The organism is Amycolatopsis sp. NPDC005961 (genome assembly GCF_040629235.1).
Lineage (GTDB): Bacteria > Actinomycetota > Actinomycetes > Mycobacteriales > Pseudonocardiaceae > Amycolatopsis > Amycolatopsis camponoti.
Genome location: NZ_JBEXVF010000005.1, coordinates 135,945 through 152,138 on the forward strand (window position 1 = coordinate 135,945; position 16,194 = coordinate 152,138).

Genomic DNA, 16,194 nt, shown 5'->3' on the forward strand with positions numbered 1-16,194 from the left:
TCCGCGTCCCAGGCTAGTGCCCGGCACCGACAGGAACGGCCGCTTTCACCAGATCGGCGAGATCTTCCGACCCCACCGGGAGCGCGTCCACCGGCCACCACCGCAGGTCGTCGGACTCGTCGCTGCGCACCGGCTCCGCGCCCGCCGGGGCGTGCACCGCGTACCGGACGTCGAAGTGCCGCGTCGGCACCCCGAGCGAGCAGGTGATCGGGTGGACGTCCAGGTGGACCGGCTCGGCGGAGATCCGCAGCCCGGCCAGCCCGGACTCCTCGGTCGCCTCCCGCAGCGCGGCCGCGGCCAGCGAGACGTCGGCGGGCTCGCAGTGCCCGCCGAGCTGCAGCCAGCGGCCGACCCGCGGGTGCAGCGTGAGCAGGACCCGCGTCCCGGTGTGGTCCAGGACCACCGCCGACGCCGTGAGGTGCCCGGCTTCGCACGAGCGCTGACAGCTGTCCTCGCGCGCCGCGAGGAACCCGAGGAACGCCTGGCGCAGCGACTCCTGGGAAGCGAGATCGGGCCGCCACGAACCCAGGGTCGTGACGGCGTCCGCGTGCAGGCTCACAGCTCCAGCAGTCCTTCCCCGGGCGTGATCGGCCCGCGCGGGCCGGGATCGTCGAGCGGGACGCCGATCGCGACCGAGCCGAGCGGCTGCCAGCGTTCGTCGAGCCCGAGGACCTCGCGGACGAGCGGGGCGGCGAAGATCGTCGACCCGATCCAGCAAGAACCGAGCCCTTCGGCCGCCAGCGAGACGAGCAGGCCCTGCACCGCGGCGCCGCCCGCGACGGTGAACATCGTCTTCTCGCAGTCGTTGCGACGCTCGTCGCGGTAGGTGTGCGCGCCGTCGGGCACCAGGAACGGGATGACCACTTCCGGGGCCCGGTAAAGGATGTCGCCGCGGCTGAGCCGCTTCGCGATCTGCTCCTGCGTGAACTCGTCCGCGGACAGGTCGGCCCGCCACGACTCGCGCATCGCGTCGAGCAGCTTGTGCCGCAGGCCCGGGTCGCGCAGCCAGACGAACCGCACCGGGTGCGTGTGGTGCGGCGCGGGCGCGGTCAGCGCGGACGCCACGGCGCGGCGCATCGCGGCCGGGTCCACCGGCTCGTCCGAGAAGTGCCGCACCGAACGCCGCGCCGGGACGGCCGCGCGCCGCCCCTGCTCGATGGCCTCGTTCGTGCCCAGCCGGAAGAGGTCCTCCTCCAGCGGGCGGACCAGGTTCCGGGCCGTCGAGCCGTCGTCGAAGATGTCCAGGCCGCGGACGACGGCGACCGGCGTGCCGCCGAGCTTGCCCTTGACCAGGTCGGCGGCCGCGGCCAGCTCGTCGGCGACCGCGACCTCGGTGACGGCCAGCTCGTTGCCCTGCCCGTCCACCTCGCCGCGGTAGGCGTGCAGCACGCGCAGCCCGGACGAGCCGATCGCGGCGTCGGTCTGCCCGACCCGCCACGCGCGGCCCATCGTGTCGGTGACGACCACCGCGACCTCGACGCCGAGCCGCTCGCGCAACCCGTTGCGCAGGGCCAGGGCCGACGCGTCCGGGTCGGCCGGCAGCAGCGCGACCTCGTCGCCCTCGACGTTCGACGCGTCGATGCCCGACGCCGCCTGCACGATCCCCAGGTGGTTCTGGGTGATCACCGTGCGCGCGATCCGCGCCACCACCCGGATGGCCTCGCGCTCGACGAGCTTGCGGCGCTCGGTGTCGCGGGCCTCGGGGTCGGCGGGCACCTTGACGAGCCTGCCCTCGGCCTTCGAGACGATCTTGCTGGTCACGACGAGGACGTCACCCGAGCGCAGCCACGGCGCGGCCTTGACGATCGCGCCGGTCAGGTCGTCGCCGGGGCGGAACTCCGGCAGCCCGGTGACGGGCAGGATCTCCAGCTTGGCGGAAGCGTGGTCATTCAACGGGGGCTCCAGCCAGTTCCAGCGCCGCGCGGGCCATCGCCGCGGTCGCGTCCACATCGGACATCAGCAGCGGGACGTCGCGCACGGTCACGCCCGGCACGTCGGCCGTCTCGCCTTCCGCGATCAGCCAGCCGTCGAGCACGCCGTCGGCCTTGCGCGAGCCGTAGTGCCGGCCCACCGCCTCCGCCGACGTCTCGACGCCGATCGCGGTCAGGCACGCGTCGGCCATCCCGCGCAGCGCCTTGCCGCCGATGATCGGCGACACCCCGACGACGCCGGCCGACGTCTTGCGCAGCGCGTCCCGGATCCCCGGCACGCCCAGCGTGGTCCCGATCGACACCACCGGGTTCGACGGCGCGAACAGCACGGCGTCGGCGCCGGCGATGGCTTCGAGCACGCCCGGCGCGGGCTTGGCCTCGTCGTTGCCGACCGCGACGATCGAGTGCGCCTTCGGCTCGGCGCGGTAGCGCACCCACCACTCCTGGAAGTGGACGGCCTTCTGCTGGCCGTCCTGCTCCGGGTCGTCGATGACGACGTGCGTCTCGACGCGGTCGTCCGACATCGGCAGCAGCCGGACGCCGGGCTGCCAGCGGTCGCACAGGGCCTCGGTCACCGCCGAAAGCGGATAGCCCGCCCGCAGCATCCGGGACCGGATCAGGTGGGTGGCGATGTCCTTGTCGCCGAGGCCGAACCAGCTCGGCTCGGCGCCGTAGGCCGCCAGCTCCTCCTTGACGACCCAGGTCTCGCCCGAATGCCCCCAGCCGCGGTCCTTGTCGATCCCGCCGCCCAGCGTGTACATGCAGGTGTCCAGGTCCGGGCAGATCCGCAGGCCGTGCATCCAGACGTCGTCGCCGGTGTTGACCAGCGCCGTCACCTCGTGCCCGGACTCGCTCGCGCCTTCGGGCGTCATGCCCAGCGCCGACTTCAAACCCAGCAGGAAGCGGGCCCCGCCCACTCCGCCGACCATTACCACGATCTTCACGACGTCGAATCCTCGCACGAGCCGGGTGCGGGCACCCAGTACCGGTATCTGTGGTGCGGGGCGTAGCCCAGCCCCGCGTAGAGCGCGAGTGCGCCCGAGTTCCCCTCCGCCACCTGCAACACCGCCCGGTCCGCTCCGTGTTCCGCGCCCCACGCGTGGAGGGCGCCCATCAGCGCTTTCGCGAGCCCGCGGCGCCGGAAGGCGGGATCCACCTCCAGGCGGCCGACGTGCAGCCAGCCGTCGACCAGGGCGCCGCGGACGACCCCGGCGGCGGCGCCGTCGAGCGTCGCGACGCCGTACCCGACCTTCCCACCGGTCAGGACGCTCCGCGCGGCCGGGATGTCCTCGCCGGGCCCGAGCGTGAGCGCCCACCACTCCGGCGTCGGCTCGTCGTGCACGACGACGCCGCCGACCGGGGATGCGCCGGTCAGCGGCGCGGTGAGCACGACGACCTCGTGGCCGCGGTGGTGCCGCGTCGCCTGGAACCAGCCCTCGGCGACGATCGCCCGCTCGTTGGGGCTGTCGCGGACCACCTGCACCATCGGCTGGATCCCCCGATCGTGGGCGAAGTCACACACCGCGCGCAGGGCGTCCGGGATCGGCAGGCCGGGGTCGCCGAGGGCGAGCGCGCTGTTCGCGCGGCCGGTGAAGCCGTCCGCCCAGCGCAGACGCCAGGTCCCCAAGAGTTTTTCGACCAGCGGCGGCCATGCTCTGCTGCAGGCGATTTCGAGCGTCTCGGGTGCGTTCACCGCTAGATTGTCCCCAAGGCCGTGAAAGGCGCGGAGCGGATTTTCCCGAGGAGGTGGCCGTGGGCATCCAGCGCAAGGATGAGCGGCACAACGAGAAGCTCGTCGACGAGATCTCCGAGGGGTTCAACCGCGCCGTGGGGGAGAAGAAGACCGAAAGTGACGCCGGCGAGGCACCCAAGCCGCGCTTCGTCATCACCGGCGACGCCCGGGCCACCCCGCCCCCGCGCCGCCGGGAGAGGTGAGCACGCGCCATACCCGGGGTATGGCTAAGGCTTGCCTCACCAACCGAACGGGTGGCCGAACCGCGTAGTGTCGGCCACGACTGGCTGTTTGCAGAGAAAAGCAGGAGTGCGCAGTGACCTACGTGATCGCCGAGCCCTGCGTCGACGTGCTCGACAAGGCGTGTATCGACGAGTGCCCCGTGGACTGCATCTACGAGGGCGAGCGGATGCTGTACATCCACCCGGACGAGTGCGTCGACTGCGGCGCCTGCGAGCCGGTCTGCCCGGTCGAGGCGATCTACTACGAGGACGACGTCCCGGACAACTGGTCGGACTACACCAAGGCCAACGTCGACTTCTTCGACGAGCTGGGCTCGCCCGGCGGCGCCTCCAAGGTGGGCAAGACCGCGCACGACCCGGCGTTCATCAAGGCGCTGCCCCCGCAGGGCGAATGAGCCGGGTCGCGCTGCCCGACTTCCCCTGGGATTCGCTCGCCGAGGTCAAGGCCACGGCGAGCGCGCACCCCGGCGGGATGGTCGACCTCTCCATCGGCACGCCCGTCGACCCGGTCCCGGCCGGCATCCGCGACGCGCTCGCGTCGGTGTCGGAGATCCCGGGCTACCCGACGACGCACGGCATCCCGGCCCTGCGCGCGGCGGCCATCGCCGCCCTCGGCCGCCGGCACGGTGTCACCGGCATCGAGCCGGACGCGGTGCTCCCGACGATCGGGTCGAAGGAGGCCGTGGCCTGGCTGCCGCGCCTGCTCGGCTTCGGTCCCGGCGACCTCGTCGTCATCCCGGAGCTGGCCTACCCGACGTACGAGGTGGGGGCGCTGCTCGCGGGCGCGTCGATCCTGCGTGCCGACAGCACGGTCGCGCTCGGCCCGCAGCGGCCGGCGATGATCTGGCTGAATTCGCCCTCCAACCCGACGGGTCGCGTGCTCCCGGTGGAGCACCTGCGCAAGGTCGTCGAGTGGGCCCGCGAGCGCGACGTCGTGGTGGTCTCCGACGAGTGCTACCTGGCGCTGGGCTGGGAGACTTCGCCGTTGTCGGTGCTGCACCCGGACGTGTGCGGCGGCAGTACCGACGGCCTGATCGCGGTGCACTCGCTGTCCAAGTCGGCGAACCTCGCCAGCTACCGCGCGGGCTTCCTGACCGGTGACCCCCGGCTGATCGCGCAGCTGCTCGAGATCCGCAAGCACGCGGGCATGATCGTGCCCCGCCCGGTCCAGGAGGCGATGGTCGCCGCCCTGACCGACGACGAGGCGCTGGCCGCTCAGCGCGAGCGTTATGCCCGGCGTCGGCTGTCGCTGCGGAAGGCGTTGCAGGACAACGGTTTCCAGATCGACCACTCCGAGGCGGGCCTGTACCTCTGGGCAACCCGCGACGAGCCTGCGACGGCGACGGTTGAGTGGCTGGCCGACCGCGGGATCCTGGTGGCTCCAGGAACGTTCTACGGCCCGACCGGCGGCAAGCACGTCCGGGTCGCGTTGACCGCGACGGACGAGCGCGTCGACGCTGCCGTGGAGCGCTTGAGTCAGTAGTCCCGGCCCGTGAAGCCGCGGTAGACGAACCGGGTGAGCGCTTCGATCGCCTCTTCGTCGGTCGGCGGCGTCCACCCCGCCGGCGCCGGGTCGAGCAGCCACATCTGCGCGAAGCTGTCGACGAGCTGGTACATCATCGCGATCGTCAGCTCGGTGCTGGCCGGCAGCCGCATCCCGGCCGCCGTCACGTGGGCGAGGTGGCCGTTGAGATCCGCGCCCTGAGTGGCGCCGAAGCTCGCCAGCGTCCGGGCGAACGCGTCGTTGACCATCGCCGCCTGGCGCAGCGCCTGCATCGTCGGCGCGTGCTCCTTGTAGAAGTCCCAGTACTGCGCCACGTGCCAGCGCACCGCCGCCGGGTCGCTGAAGTCCGACAGGTGCCCCTCGGTCAGCGCGCTCTCGTCGCCGGACGTCGCGATATCGGCCAGGAGCGCTTCGAGCAGCTCTTCCTTGCCGGGGAAGTGGTTGTAGAACGACCCCGCGGCCCGGCCCGCCTCGGCGGTGATGTCCGTGATCTTCGTGTTCAGGTAGCCCTTCCGCGCGAACACGCGCCGGGCCGCCTCCTTCAGCGCGGACTCCGTCTCCGCGGCCTTCTCCTTGCGGTTCACCGCCACCTCCTTGACGCCGGACGCTAGCAGTGTCATTCTGAATCCAGATTCACTGAATCACAATTCACTGGGAGGACGAGATGGACACTCGGGTGCTGATCGCGGGGGCGGGGCCGACCGGGCTGACGCTGGCCATCGAGCTGGCCCGGCGCGACGTCGCCGTGCGGATCATCGACAAGGCCGAGACGTATTTCGTGGGCTCGCGCGGCGATGGGCTCCAGCCGCGCACGCTGGAGATCTTCGAGGACCTCGGCGTGCTCGACGCGGTGCTGGCCGCGGGGGCCGCGCCGGTGCCGATGAAGATCCACCTCGGCGGCGAGGTCGTCGGCGAGCGGATGATGTTCGACCCGGTCGAGCCGACGCCGGCGAAGCCGTACCCGACCGGCTGGTTCCTCGGCCAGTCGCAGACCGAGGGCATCCTGCGCGACCGGCTGGCCGAGTTCGGCGTGCACGTCGAGCTGAGCACCGCGCTGACCGGCTTCGAGCAGGACGCCGACGGCGTCACGGCCACGCTGAGCACGGGGGAGACCGTCCGCGCCGAGTACCTGGCCGGCGCCGACGGCGGCAAGAGCTTCGTCCGCAAGACGCTGGGGATCGCGTTCCAAGGCAGCACCGACGAGTCGATCCGGATGCTGCTCGGCGACGTCCACGCGGAGGGGCTGGACCGCGCGTACGGCCACTGGTTCGCGACGCCGGAAGACCCGATGAGCGGCATGATGTTCAGCCCGCTGCCGGGCACGCCGTGGTTCCAGTTCGGTGCGCCGCTCGGCGACGGTGAGCTGGACGCCGAGACGGCGTTGCCCGCGGTCCAGGCCCGGCTCGACGCCCTCAGCGGCGGCACCGTCAAGCTGTCCGACCTGGCCTGGTCGACGGTGTGGCGGCCGAACGTCCGGCTGGCCGAGCGGTTCCGCGACGGCCGGGTCTTCCTGGCCGGCGACGCGGCGCACGTCCACCCGCCGACCGGGGGCCAGGGCCTGAACACCGGCGTCGGAGACGGCTACAACCTGGGCTGGAAGCTCGCCGACGGCGCACCCGAGCTGATCGACAGCTACGAGGCCGAGCGCCGGACGAACGCGGCGCGCGTGCTCGGCATCTCGACGGAGCTGATGCAGAAGTACGTCGACGGCGACGAGGACGCCCACCGGCGCGGCGAGGACACCCAGCAGCTGGACATCAGCTACCGCGGCGGCCCGCTGTCCCCGGCCGGCACCGGTGCGCTGCGTCCCGGCGACCGCGCCCCGGACGCGCCACTGCTCGACGCGAACGGCAAGCGCGTGCGGCTGTTCGAGCTGTTCCGCGGCCCGCACGCGACGTCGCTGACCTTCGGCGACGGCCCGGCGGAGGGCTACCGGATCCTGCCCGCGGGGAGCGTCGCGACGGGTGCGGACCTGGTCGACGACGGTGGCCACGCGTACGCGGCGTACGAGGCCGAGGACGGCCGGCAGGTGCTCATCCGGCCCGACGGGTACGTCTGGTCGATCGCCTGATCACGACATCCCGCTGTGCGTGGAGTTGTCGTAGGTGCCGTTCGGCTTGGCGCGGTAGGGGTAGCGGCCGAGCTTCCGCCCGCGCCGCACCCGGCGACCGGCCAGGACGCCGATCGTGAGGACGATCAGGAGCAGCAGGACCACTCCGCCGATGGCGAGGGTCAGCGCGGTCTCCATCAGCCGAGCTTACGGTCGGCGGCCGGGCTGCGGGGGTGGTCAGGCGTGGAGGGCCTTCGCGGCGTCGTCGACCGCGGCCCAGGAGGCGCGCCAAGCCGCGCGGGCCTCGGCGCGGCGGCCCAGCTCGCGCTCGGCGATCCGGCCGGCGACGAAGCCGACCTCGCCGTCGGCCGTGTCCAGCACCGTGCGCATCCGCTCGGCCGCGATCACCGCGTCCTGGTGGTCGCCGAGCACGGTCTGGAAGTTCCGCGTCGCCTTGATCAGCTGCTTGATCCGCTTGGCCCGCTTCTTCTTCGCCGACGTCTGGGCCAGCTCGGCGGCGTACCGGAGCTTCTTGCCGTGGATGCGCAGGGCGTGCAGGTCGTCGTCCGGCGGGTCGGCGGGCAGCGCGCGGACGGCCTTCGCGAGCTTCCGGTGCGGCTTCGCCAGCCCGGCGACCAGGTCGTGCGACCGCTCCGCCACCTCGGCGGCGGCCTCCCGGTCGCGGGTCAGCAGGCTGACCTCCCGCAGCAGCGTCGAGTAGCGGGCACTGGACAACGCCCGGGTCAGCCGCCGTTTCGCCGTGGCGCGCTCGGTGACGAAGCGGGACACCAGCCGGCGCCCGGCGGCCTGGTCTCGGACCTCGAAGTCGGCGATGACCTCGCGCAGGTGCCCGATCAGGACGTCGTAGTCGCGCACCTCGCCGAGCGACTGCCCGAGCCAGCCCAGCTCCGCGCGCACCGGCTCGGCGCCGTCCCCGACCAGCGCGCCGGACAGCTTCAGCACGCTGCGCATCCGCCGCAGGGCGACGCGCATCTGGTGCAGGTCCTCGGGATCGGCGCCCGAGCGCGTGCCGGGTTCGTACGCGAGCAGCGCGCGGATCTCCCGGTCGAGCTTGGCCCGCACGTGGTGGGCCGCCGGATCAGCCGGGCGCGCCTCGACCGGGAGCTCCGGCAGACCCAGTTCGGCCGGGGTACGAGGCAACGATTCGGTGGTCACACCATGAATACTAAGTGAATTCCGCCGCTCAGTCGTTGGCGTGCAGCATCGAGTTCAGCTCGACGCCGGACCCCGTCCGCGGCACGACCTCGACCGCGCCGGTCGCCGAGTTGCGGCGGAAGACCGCGCCCGAGACGCCGTTGAGCTCGCGGGCCTTGACGACCTTGCCGTCGACGACGACCTTCGTCCCCGCCGTCACGTACAGCCCGGCCTCGACGACCGTGTCGTCGCCCAGCGAGATCCCGACGCCGCCGTTCGCGCCGATCAGGCAGCGCTCGCCCAGCGAGATCGTCTCCTTGCCGCCGCCCGACAGCGTGCCCATGATCGACGCGCCGCCGCCGACGTCCGAGCCGTCGCCGACCACGACGCCGGCCGAGATCCGGCCCTCGACCATCGACGCGCCGAGCGTGCCGGCGTTGAAGTTCACGAAGCCCTCGTGCATCACGGTCGTGCCGGACGCCAGGTGCGCGCCGAGCCGCACGCGGTCCGCGTCGCCGATCCGGACGCCGGACGGCAGCACGTAGTCGACCATCCGCGGGAACTTGTCGACGCTGTAAACGGTCACCGCGCCGCGCGAGCGCAGCCGCAGCCGCGTCGTCTCGAAGCCCTCGACCGGGCACGGGCCGTGGTTGGTCCACACGACGTTCGCGAGCAGGCCGAACATCCCGTCGAGGTTCTGGCCGTGCGGGCGGACCAGCCGGTGCGAGAGCAGGTGCAGCCGCAGGTACATGTCGTGGGTGTCCGCGGGCGCGTCGGCCAGCTTGCCGATCGTGGTGCGGACGGCGACGACCTCGACCCCGCGGTCGGTGTCCGGGCCGAGCAGCGCCGCGGCGGCTTCGCCGAGCAGCTCGGTGGCCTCTTCGGTGCTCAGGCGCTCGGTGCCGGGGGACCCGGTCTCGATCAGCTTCGGGTGCGGGTACCAGGTGTCGAGGACCGTCCCGTCGGTCGCGACGGTGGCCAGCCCGACGCCGCTGGCGCCGGTCGTTTCGGGGTTCGGGCTCTGCTCGCTCACGGCCCTCACGGTAGTCCGTAACCTCTGGGGCCAAGCCCCAGACCCCAGCCGGGCGCAAGCCCCCTGAACCCCCGGAAGACCGGGGGTGACGCGCGTCAACCACTCGTGGGCCGGGCGGCTACCTGCTTCTTCAGGCCGTCGAGAGCGGCGGCGACGTCGACCAGCGCCTGGGTGCAGGGGCCGCCCGCGTCGGGCACGGTCGTGCAGCCCGCGCTCCGGAACGACTTGATCGCCTGGTCGAGCTTGTCCGCTTCGGCGACCAGCTGCGGGTCGCGGTCGTCCGCGCGCTTGCGGGCCGTGCCCGGCACGTTGGCGACCTCCGTGACGTACTTCTCACAGCCCTTCGGCAGCTGGGTGCGCGGGCTGGCGTAGCACTGGTCGGCGGTCAGCGCGTCCAGCTTCGTCGGGAGCGCGTCCGGCCCCGGCTCGCCGCCCTGCTTGGGGGTCGGGCCGGCTTCGTTTCCGCAGCCGGACAGGACCAGGACCAGCAACGCGCCGCCCACGGCGACCGGGAACCTACGCACACCCTCACGGTAGCGTGCCGGGCATGAGCCTCGACCTGCGCGCCGACCCCGTCGACCTGACCGCGGCCTTGGTGGACGTCTTCAGCGTGTCCGGATCCGAGGCCGCGCTGGCGACGCTGGTGCGTGAAGCGCTGGAGAAGCAGGCGCCGCACCTCGAGGTGATCCGCAACGGCGACGCCGTCCTCGCGCGCACGAACCTCGGCCGCCCGGCACGGGTCGTGCTCGCCGGGCACCTGGACACCGTGCCGGAAAACGGAAATCTGCCTTCGCGGCGCGAAGGCACCGGCGCCGACGAGGTCCTGCACGGCCTCGGCACGGTCGACATGAAGAGCGGCGACGCGGTGTTCCTGCACCTCGCCGCGACCCTGTCCTCGCCCCGGCACGACATCACGTTCGTCTTCTACGACAACGAAGAGGTCGAGGCGGTCAAGAACGGCCTCGGCCGGATCGAGCGCGAGCTGCCGGAGTGGCTGGCCGGCGACCTGGCGATCGTCGGCGAGCCGTCGAACGGCGTGATCGAGGCGGGCTGCCAGGGCACGATGCGCGTCGAGCTGCGGACCACCGGCAGGCGCGCGCACACGGCGCGGGCGTGGATGGGGGAGAACGCGATCCACGCGCTGGCCGAGCCGATGCGGCGGCTGGCGGAGTACGCGCCGCGCGTCGTCGACATCGACGGGCTGACCTACCGCGAAGGCCTGCAGGCGACGAAGATCGGCGGCGGCGTCGCGGGCAACGTCGTCCCGGACTCGGCCGTGCTGACGGTGAACTTCCGCTTCGCACCCGACCGCACCCCGGAGACGGCGGAACGCCACGTGCGCGAGGTTTTCGACGGCTACGAACTGTCCGTTGTGGACATGTCACCGGGAGCCCTGCCGGGCTTGTCGGCCCCGGCGGCGGCGGAGCTGGTGGCGGCGGCGGGCGGCCACGCGGCGGCGAAGCTGGGCTGGACGGACGTGGCGCGTTTCGCGGCGTTGGGGATGCCGGCGGTGAACTTCGGCCCGGGCAACCCGACGCTGGCCCACACGAAGCAGGAGAACGTCCACACGGCGGAGATCCGTCAGGTGACCGAGGTCCTGCGCAAGTTCCTGTCCTGAGTGGGCCGGCTCAGTGGCGACTGTCACACTCGCGTGGGCTGAGCTGCGGTGACACCCTGGTGCGCGAACCGGAACCCGAACCGTGCAACTTTTCCCCGGCGGGAGCCGTATTCCCTGGTGAAGCCGCATGTTCGGGAGGACCCATGCCGAAAACCGCGAGACGGGCCGCGGCCGTTGCCGCGCTGGCCCTGGCGGTCGTCGGTGCGCTGACCGCCTGTGAACAGCAGCCCGTCGCCGCGCCGGCGGCCGGGCCGATCGTCACCGCCATCGGGGATGCCACCTCGCTGCCGCCGCCGCCCGCCGAACAGCCGCAACAGCAGCAGCCGGTGACGCAGGCCGCGCAGCGGATCACCTTCCCGCGGACCGGCTCCGGCCAGTGGATGTTCACCCCCGGCAGCGACGAGGTGGCCGGCACCCAGGGCAAGCTCATGCGCTACCGGATCGCCCTCGAGACCGACATCGACGGCGTCGGGCCGGCCGCGTTCGCCAAGGCCATCCGCGGCATCCTCGGCGACCCGCGCGGCTGGACCGGCGGCGGCGAGTGGCGGCTGCAGGAGGTCGGGCCCGAGGACCCCGCCGACTTCACCATCTACCTGGCGACGCCGGCCAGCCGCGACAAGCTCTGCGGCGGCACGGCGGACAGCTACACCTCCTGCCGCAACGGCAGCAACGTCGTGCTCAACGTCGCCCGCTGGGCCAACGCCGTCCCGAACTACGGTGCCCCGCTCGACGTCTACCGGCAGTACATGGTCACCCACGAGACCGGGCACCGGCTCGGCCACGGCCACGAGCTGTGCCCGGGCGCGGGCCGGCCGGCGCCGGTGATGGAGCAGCAGACGCTCGGGCTGCACGGCTGCGTCCCGAACCCCTGGCCGTTCCCCAACGGCCGCGAGTACGCCGGCCCGTCCGGCGAGTACAACGACCCGATCCCGGCCGGCGACTCCTAGGCTTGCCGCATGCCGGACACCACTCCGACCTGGCGTCGCGTCGAGGACGACGTCGTTCAGGGGCGGCAACGCCTGATCTTCGTCAACGAACCCGACAGCTGCATCCTGACCACGCTCGCCGTCTACGCCGACGGCGTCGTCGCCTGGCGGTGGGGGACGACCGACTTCGACGGCCTTCGCACCGCGTTCGCCGACGGCACCCTGACTCTGACCCCACCCGAGGACGCGAAGGTCATCGTGAACGGCACCGCCGCCGGCACCGCGCGGCTGGAGTCCTGGCTGACGCCCGAACTCCTCATCGCGGACCTCGCCGACGAGGTGGACCGGCTCAACGACCGGCCGGATTCCTCCGGCCGCTGCTGGGACGCGCTTCTCGCGTATGCCGCCGAGCCGAGCCCCGCCACCCTGGAGATCGTCCGCGAGCGGTACCACGCGGTGCCCGAACACCGGCGGATCTACCTGCTCGGCGACATGGACCAGAACGACGTGCCGGTGCGGATCCTGCTGGCCGAGGTGGGCGAGACGATCCCCGCCCGGGACCCCGACCGCACGATCACCGTGACGCCGGAGAAGCAGGAGTGGGCGCTGGAGTACTTCCGCCGCAGCGAGCGCGGTGTCGCCGAGTCGCGGCAGCGGAACGCCGCGGACGGGCCGGAGACACCGGGCGCGATCCCGCTGCGGATCGGCGTCGGGGTCTACCCGACCGGCTGGCCGGAGCCACCGGGCCCCGAGGTGTTGCAGATCGACTACCCGGCACCGGTTGTGCACGACGGCCGGGAGTACCGGACGGTCATGCACGCCTACTGGGCGCTGTCCACCGACGACGCCGCCTGGCACGATCGGATCGCCGCCGTCGAGCTCGGCCGCGAAGCCCGGATCCTCGCCGAGCGGGCACCCCGCCGGGACGGCTGGTCCGCGGTGCGGCTCGGGGTGCTGGCCGCGCTCCTGCGGGACAAGTTCGACCGGCATCCGGCGATGGCGCAGCGGCTGCGGGAAACCGGTGACGCCCGGCTGCTCTACGGCGATTGGGGTTCGCGGTACTGGAGCTCCGGCGGCGCCAACTGGGTGGGGCGCCTGCTGGAGCTGGTGCGGTCGGAGCTCGCGGGACGCTGACCGGGACCACCGGCCCGGAACGAGTCCGGGCCGGTGCGACTCCTAGCGGCCCTGCAACGACTTGACGTTGTCGCCGAAGGTCCAGCCCTTCGAGCCGTCCCAGTTGATCGACCAGTCCATCAGGCCCTTCAGCCCCGGAACCGACCGCCACGCCTGGGAAACCAGGCTCGGCGACATGTAGCCGCCGCCCGCGCCGGGCTGGGCGGGCAACCCCGGGACCTGCTTGTCGTACGGGACGCGGATCGTCGTGCCCTGCACCACCAGGCCGTTGTTCAGGCACTGCGTCTGCACGGTGAAGCCCTGCACGGTCCCGGCCTGGTACGAGTCGCCGGAGCAGCCGTACATCGATCCGTTGTAGTACTGCATGTTCAGCCACCACAGCCGGCCGTTGTCCGCGTACTTCTTGATGATCGGCAGGTACGCGCCCCAGATCGAGCCGTAGGTGATGCTGCCGCCGGTGACGTACGCGGTCTCCGGCGCCATCGTCAGCCCGAAGTTCGACGGCATCTTCGCCAGCACGCCGTCGATGATCCGGATCAGGTTCGACTGGGACGTCGAGAGTGTCTTGATGTTGCCGCTGCCGGTCAGCCCGGTCTCGATGTCGATGTCGATCCCGTCGAAGTTGTACGCCTTCAGGATCGGCACGACCGTCGCGACGAACTTGTCGGCCACCGCGGACGACGACAGGTCGATCCCGGCCGCCGCGCCGCCGATCGACATCAGGAGCGTCGCGCCCGCGGCCTTCGCCGCGCACATCTCGGCGGGCGTCGACACCTTGACGCCGGCGTCCATCCCGTTCTCCCACAACACGGTCCCGTCGGACCGGATCACCGGGAAGGCGGCGTTGATGACGTTGTAGCCGTGCTGGGCCATGCGTGTGTCGGTGATCGGCACCCAGCCCATTCCGGGGTGGACGCCGTTCGCGGCGCCGTCCCAGTTTTCCCAGTACCCCTGGAGGACCTTGCCGGCAGGCCGGGATTTCACCGCGCACGTGTCGGCCTGCACCGCCCCCTGCGCGGGGGCCGACACGAGCAGCGGGACGGCCAAAGCCGCTGCCAGAAGGGTTCCGAACAGGCGGGTTCTGCGACCGGACATACCGGCTCCCATCGTCGTTGAGGGCGAACGCGGCGTGTTCGTCCACGATAGGGAACCGGGGAAAGCGCTGACTACCTACGAACGGGTGGTCTAGACAACCTGGGGCGCCCGGTGAGAGGCGCCCCAGGCCGAGGGGTCAGACGGTCAGCGTCCAGGAGGACAGGTAACCGGTGTCGGCCGGGCCGACGTCCCGCAGCCGCAGCTGCCAGGCCCCGTTCGCGGCCTCCGAGGAGGCGTTGACGGTGTAGGTGGTGTCGAGGTTCGGCGTCGAGTCGCTGCTGGAGTTCTTCAGCCGGTACGCCGTGCCGTCCGGGGCGACGAGGTCGATGACCAGGTCACCGCGGTAGGTGTGGGTGATGTGCACCTCGACCTTGGTGGTGCCGGACGCGTTGCGCGCGCAGCCGCCGACGGTCGCCGTGCTGTTCACCGCGGCACCGGGGTAATCCGGGATGTCCAGCCGGGTCCCGTTGGTCACCGGGCCGCACGAGGACGTCCCGACCCCGAGGGTGAACGACGCCGTGTGGTCGACGCTGGCGCCGTCGGCGGTCACGGTCACCGGGAAACTGCCGGTCGGAGTGCTTGAAGACGTCGTGATCGTCAGCGTCGAAGAACCGCCCGACTGGACGGTCGCCGGGCTGAACGACGCCGTCGCGCCCGCGGGCAGGCCCGAAGCCGACAGCGAGATGGACTGCGCGCTGCCGGACGTCGTCGCGGTGCTCACCGCGACCTGCAGCGACTGTCCCGGTTGGACGGTTCCGGCGGTCGGGTTCAGGCTCACCGAGAAGTCGTTGCCCTGCGTCGTGGCGACGGCCAGCTTCCAGAGCGCGTAGCCGATCGCGTCGGAGTTCTTCTCCAGCGGGGTGTCCGGGATGTTCGCCGTCGTGTCGCACGCGCGGTGGTAGCAGTTGTCGAACGCCGCACCCGCGGTGCCGCCCCACTTCTGGGCCTGCGCCGAGCTCTTGATGTCGCCGGCGCCGGTGGCCAGGCCGCCGACCGGGATGCCCGCGCTCTTGAACGACGCGTGGTCGGAGCGGCCGTCGCCTTCGCTGTCGCCCTCGGTCTGGATGCCGATCGACGAGAAGTACTCGTCGAAGATCGCCTTGACCGAAGCGACGTCGTCGTAGACGAAGTAACCCCAGTTCTTCGAACCGATCATGTCGAAGTTGAGGTAGGTCTTGATCTTCGTGCGCTCGGCGCTCGGCAGGTTGTTGACGTAGTACTTCGAGCCGACCAGGCCGGACTCCTCGTCGGCCCACCAGGCGAACCGGACGCGCTTGGCCATCGCCGGGTTGGTGCGGGCCAGCGTCAGCGCGGTCTCGAGGATCGACGCGCTGCCGGAGCCGTTGTCGTTGATGCCGGGGCCGGCGCTGACGCTGTCGAGGTGCGCGCCGAGCATGATGACCTGGCTCGCGTCACCCTGCGGCCACTCCGCGATCAGGTTCTGCGACTGCCCGAGGCAGCTGGTGCACGTCTGGCGCGTCGTGGTGAAACCCGCGTTCTTCAGCAGGTTCTCCACATAGGACACCGACGCCGCGTACCCGCCGCCGCGCGCCGAGCGCGTGCCGCCGTTGTTGTTGGCGATCGTCTGCAGCTGGTTGAGGTGGGTCTTGATGTTGGCCAGGGAGATGTCCGGCGCGGCGAGCGTCGTGGCGGGCGCGGCGGTGGCCGCCGGGGCCGTCACGACACCCAGGACGGCGGCCAGGGCGGTGACCCCGGCGCCGATCTTGCTCTTCCACTTCATGGCGGTGATTCCTTCGGTGGGGGTTGGGAGAAC

The 16,194-nt window shown here is 71.9% G+C and carries 18 protein-coding genes; 7 read left to right on the forward strand and 11 right to left on the reverse strand.

Annotated features, from left to right (window positions below):
- Positions 1–13 precede the first annotated feature (13 nt).
- From ABZ342_RS06780 to ABZ342_RS06795, 4 genes are read right to left on the reverse strand one after another with little or no spacing between them, the layout of a single operon-like run.
- Entirely contained in the window at positions 14–559 is a 546-nt protein-coding gene (locus ABZ342_RS06780) for an NUDIX hydrolase (protein ID WP_360469546.1), read from the reverse strand.
- The gene (locus tag ABZ342_RS06785) at positions 556–1,893 is read right to left on the reverse strand and encodes a coenzyme F420-0:L-glutamate ligase (protein ID WP_360469549.1); all 1,338 of its coding nucleotides are present in this window, start codon (positions 1,891–1,893) and stop codon (positions 556–558) included. The genes ABZ342_RS06780 and ABZ342_RS06785 overlap by 4 nt, the downstream gene beginning before the upstream one ends.
- On the reverse strand, positions 1,886–2,875 hold the full coding sequence (cofD, locus tag ABZ342_RS06790; RefSeq protein ID WP_360469551.1) for a 2-phospho-L-lactate transferase: 990 nt from the start codon (positions 2,873–2,875) through the stop codon (positions 1,886–1,888). The genes ABZ342_RS06785 and cofD overlap by 8 nt, the downstream gene beginning before the upstream one ends.
- The gene (locus ABZ342_RS06795; protein ID WP_360469554.1) at positions 2,872–3,624 is read right to left on the reverse strand and encodes a GNAT family N-acetyltransferase; all 753 of its coding nucleotides are present in this window, start codon (positions 3,622–3,624) and stop codon (positions 2,872–2,874) included. Before ABZ342_RS06795 ends, cofD begins: the two co-directional genes overlap by 4 nt.
- A gap of 59 nt (positions 3,625–3,683) precedes the next feature.
- Here ABZ342_RS06795 and ABZ342_RS06800 point away from each other — a divergent pair, with 59 nt between their 5' ends.
- The 3 genes from ABZ342_RS06800 (at position 3,684) to dapC (ending at position 5,388) form a co-directional block, all read left to right on the forward strand.
- Positions 3,684–3,866, forward strand: a complete 183-nt coding sequence (locus ABZ342_RS06800; protein WP_155549160.1) for a hypothetical protein — start codon at positions 3,684–3,686, stop codon at positions 3,864–3,866.
- Between the two features lie 113 nt (positions 3,867–3,979).
- The gene (gene fdxA, locus ABZ342_RS06805) at positions 3,980–4,300 is read left to right on the forward strand and encodes a ferredoxin (RefSeq protein WP_003083029.1); all 321 of its coding nucleotides are present in this window, start codon (positions 3,980–3,982) and stop codon (positions 4,298–4,300) included.
- Positions 4,297–5,388 (forward strand): succinyldiaminopimelate transaminase, encoded by a 1,092-nt coding sequence (gene dapC, locus ABZ342_RS06810; protein ID WP_360469557.1) that lies wholly within the window; start codon positions 4,297–4,299, stop codon positions 5,386–5,388. The genes fdxA and dapC overlap by 4 nt, the downstream gene beginning before the upstream one ends.
- Here dapC and ABZ342_RS06815 read toward each other — a convergent pair.
- Positions 5,382–6,029, reverse strand: coding sequence for a TetR/AcrR family transcriptional regulator (locus ABZ342_RS06815; RefSeq protein WP_360469559.1), 648 nt, complete (start codon positions 6,027–6,029; stop codon positions 5,382–5,384). The two genes, dapC and ABZ342_RS06815, sit on opposite strands and share 7 nt — an antisense overlap.
- 44 nt (positions 6,030–6,073) lie before the next feature.
- Here ABZ342_RS06815 and ABZ342_RS06820 point away from each other — a divergent pair, with 44 nt between their 5' ends.
- Entirely contained in the window at positions 6,074–7,480 is a 1,407-nt protein-coding gene (locus tag ABZ342_RS06820) for an FAD-dependent monooxygenase (protein ID WP_360469562.1), read from the forward strand.
- Here ABZ342_RS06820 and ABZ342_RS06825 read toward each other — a convergent pair whose 3' ends face one another.
- The 4 genes from ABZ342_RS06825 to ABZ342_RS06840 all read right to left on the reverse strand — a co-directional run bounded on the left by ABZ342_RS06825 (position 7,481) and on the right by ABZ342_RS06840 (position 10,150).
- A complete protein-coding gene (locus ABZ342_RS06825) occupies positions 7,481–7,657 on the reverse strand; it encodes a hypothetical protein (protein ID WP_285482646.1) in 177 nt (58 codons plus the stop codon). It abuts the gene before it with no gap.
- 39 nt (positions 7,658–7,696) lie between these two features.
- The gene (locus ABZ342_RS06830) at positions 7,697–8,635 is read right to left on the reverse strand and encodes a CHAD domain-containing protein (RefSeq protein ID WP_360469566.1); all 939 of its coding nucleotides are present in this window, start codon (positions 8,633–8,635) and stop codon (positions 7,697–7,699) included.
- Positions 8,636–8,663: 28 nt separating this feature from the next.
- A complete protein-coding gene (dapD, locus tag ABZ342_RS06835; protein WP_155549165.1) occupies positions 8,664–9,647 on the reverse strand; it encodes a 2,3,4,5-tetrahydropyridine-2,6-dicarboxylate N-succinyltransferase in 984 nt (327 codons plus the stop codon).
- 95 nt (positions 9,648–9,742) lie between these two features.
- The gene (locus ABZ342_RS06840; protein ID WP_360469757.1) at positions 9,743–10,150 is read right to left on the reverse strand and encodes a hypothetical protein; all 408 of its coding nucleotides are present in this window, start codon (positions 10,148–10,150) and stop codon (positions 9,743–9,745) included.
- Positions 10,151–10,194: 44 nt separating this feature from the next.
- Between ABZ342_RS06840 and dapE the strand changes: the two genes are divergently transcribed.
- The 3 genes from dapE to ABZ342_RS06855 all read left to right on the forward strand — a co-directional run bounded on the left by dapE (position 10,195) and on the right by ABZ342_RS06855 (position 13,325).
- On the forward strand, positions 10,195–11,265 hold the full coding sequence (gene dapE, locus ABZ342_RS06845; protein ID WP_360469569.1) for a succinyl-diaminopimelate desuccinylase: 1,071 nt from the start codon (positions 10,195–10,197) through the stop codon (positions 11,263–11,265).
- 143 nt (positions 11,266–11,408) lie between these two features.
- Positions 11,409–12,212, forward strand: coding sequence for a DUF3152 domain-containing protein (locus ABZ342_RS06850; protein ID WP_360469572.1), 804 nt, complete (start codon positions 11,409–11,411; stop codon positions 12,210–12,212).
- A 9-nt stretch (positions 12,213–12,221) separates the two neighbouring features.
- The gene (locus ABZ342_RS06855; protein ID WP_360469575.1) at positions 12,222–13,325 is read left to right on the forward strand and encodes an NADAR family protein; all 1,104 of its coding nucleotides are present in this window, start codon (positions 12,222–12,224) and stop codon (positions 13,323–13,325) included.
- 42 nt (positions 13,326–13,367) lie between these two features.
- Here ABZ342_RS06855 and ABZ342_RS06860 read toward each other — a convergent pair whose 3' ends face one another.
- Both ABZ342_RS06860 and ABZ342_RS06865 read right to left on the reverse strand, forming a co-directional pair.
- Positions 13,368–14,420 carry a chitinase gene (locus tag ABZ342_RS06860; RefSeq protein WP_360469577.1) on the reverse strand — a complete coding sequence of 351 codons (1,053 nt, stop codon included), beginning with the start codon at positions 14,418–14,420 and terminating at the stop codon, positions 13,368–13,370.
- Between the two features lie 136 nt (positions 14,421–14,556).
- Positions 14,557–16,161, reverse strand: coding sequence for a M28 family metallopeptidase (locus ABZ342_RS06865; RefSeq protein WP_360469579.1), 1,605 nt, complete (start codon positions 16,159–16,161; stop codon positions 14,557–14,559).
- Positions 16,162–16,194 lie beyond the last annotated feature (33 nt).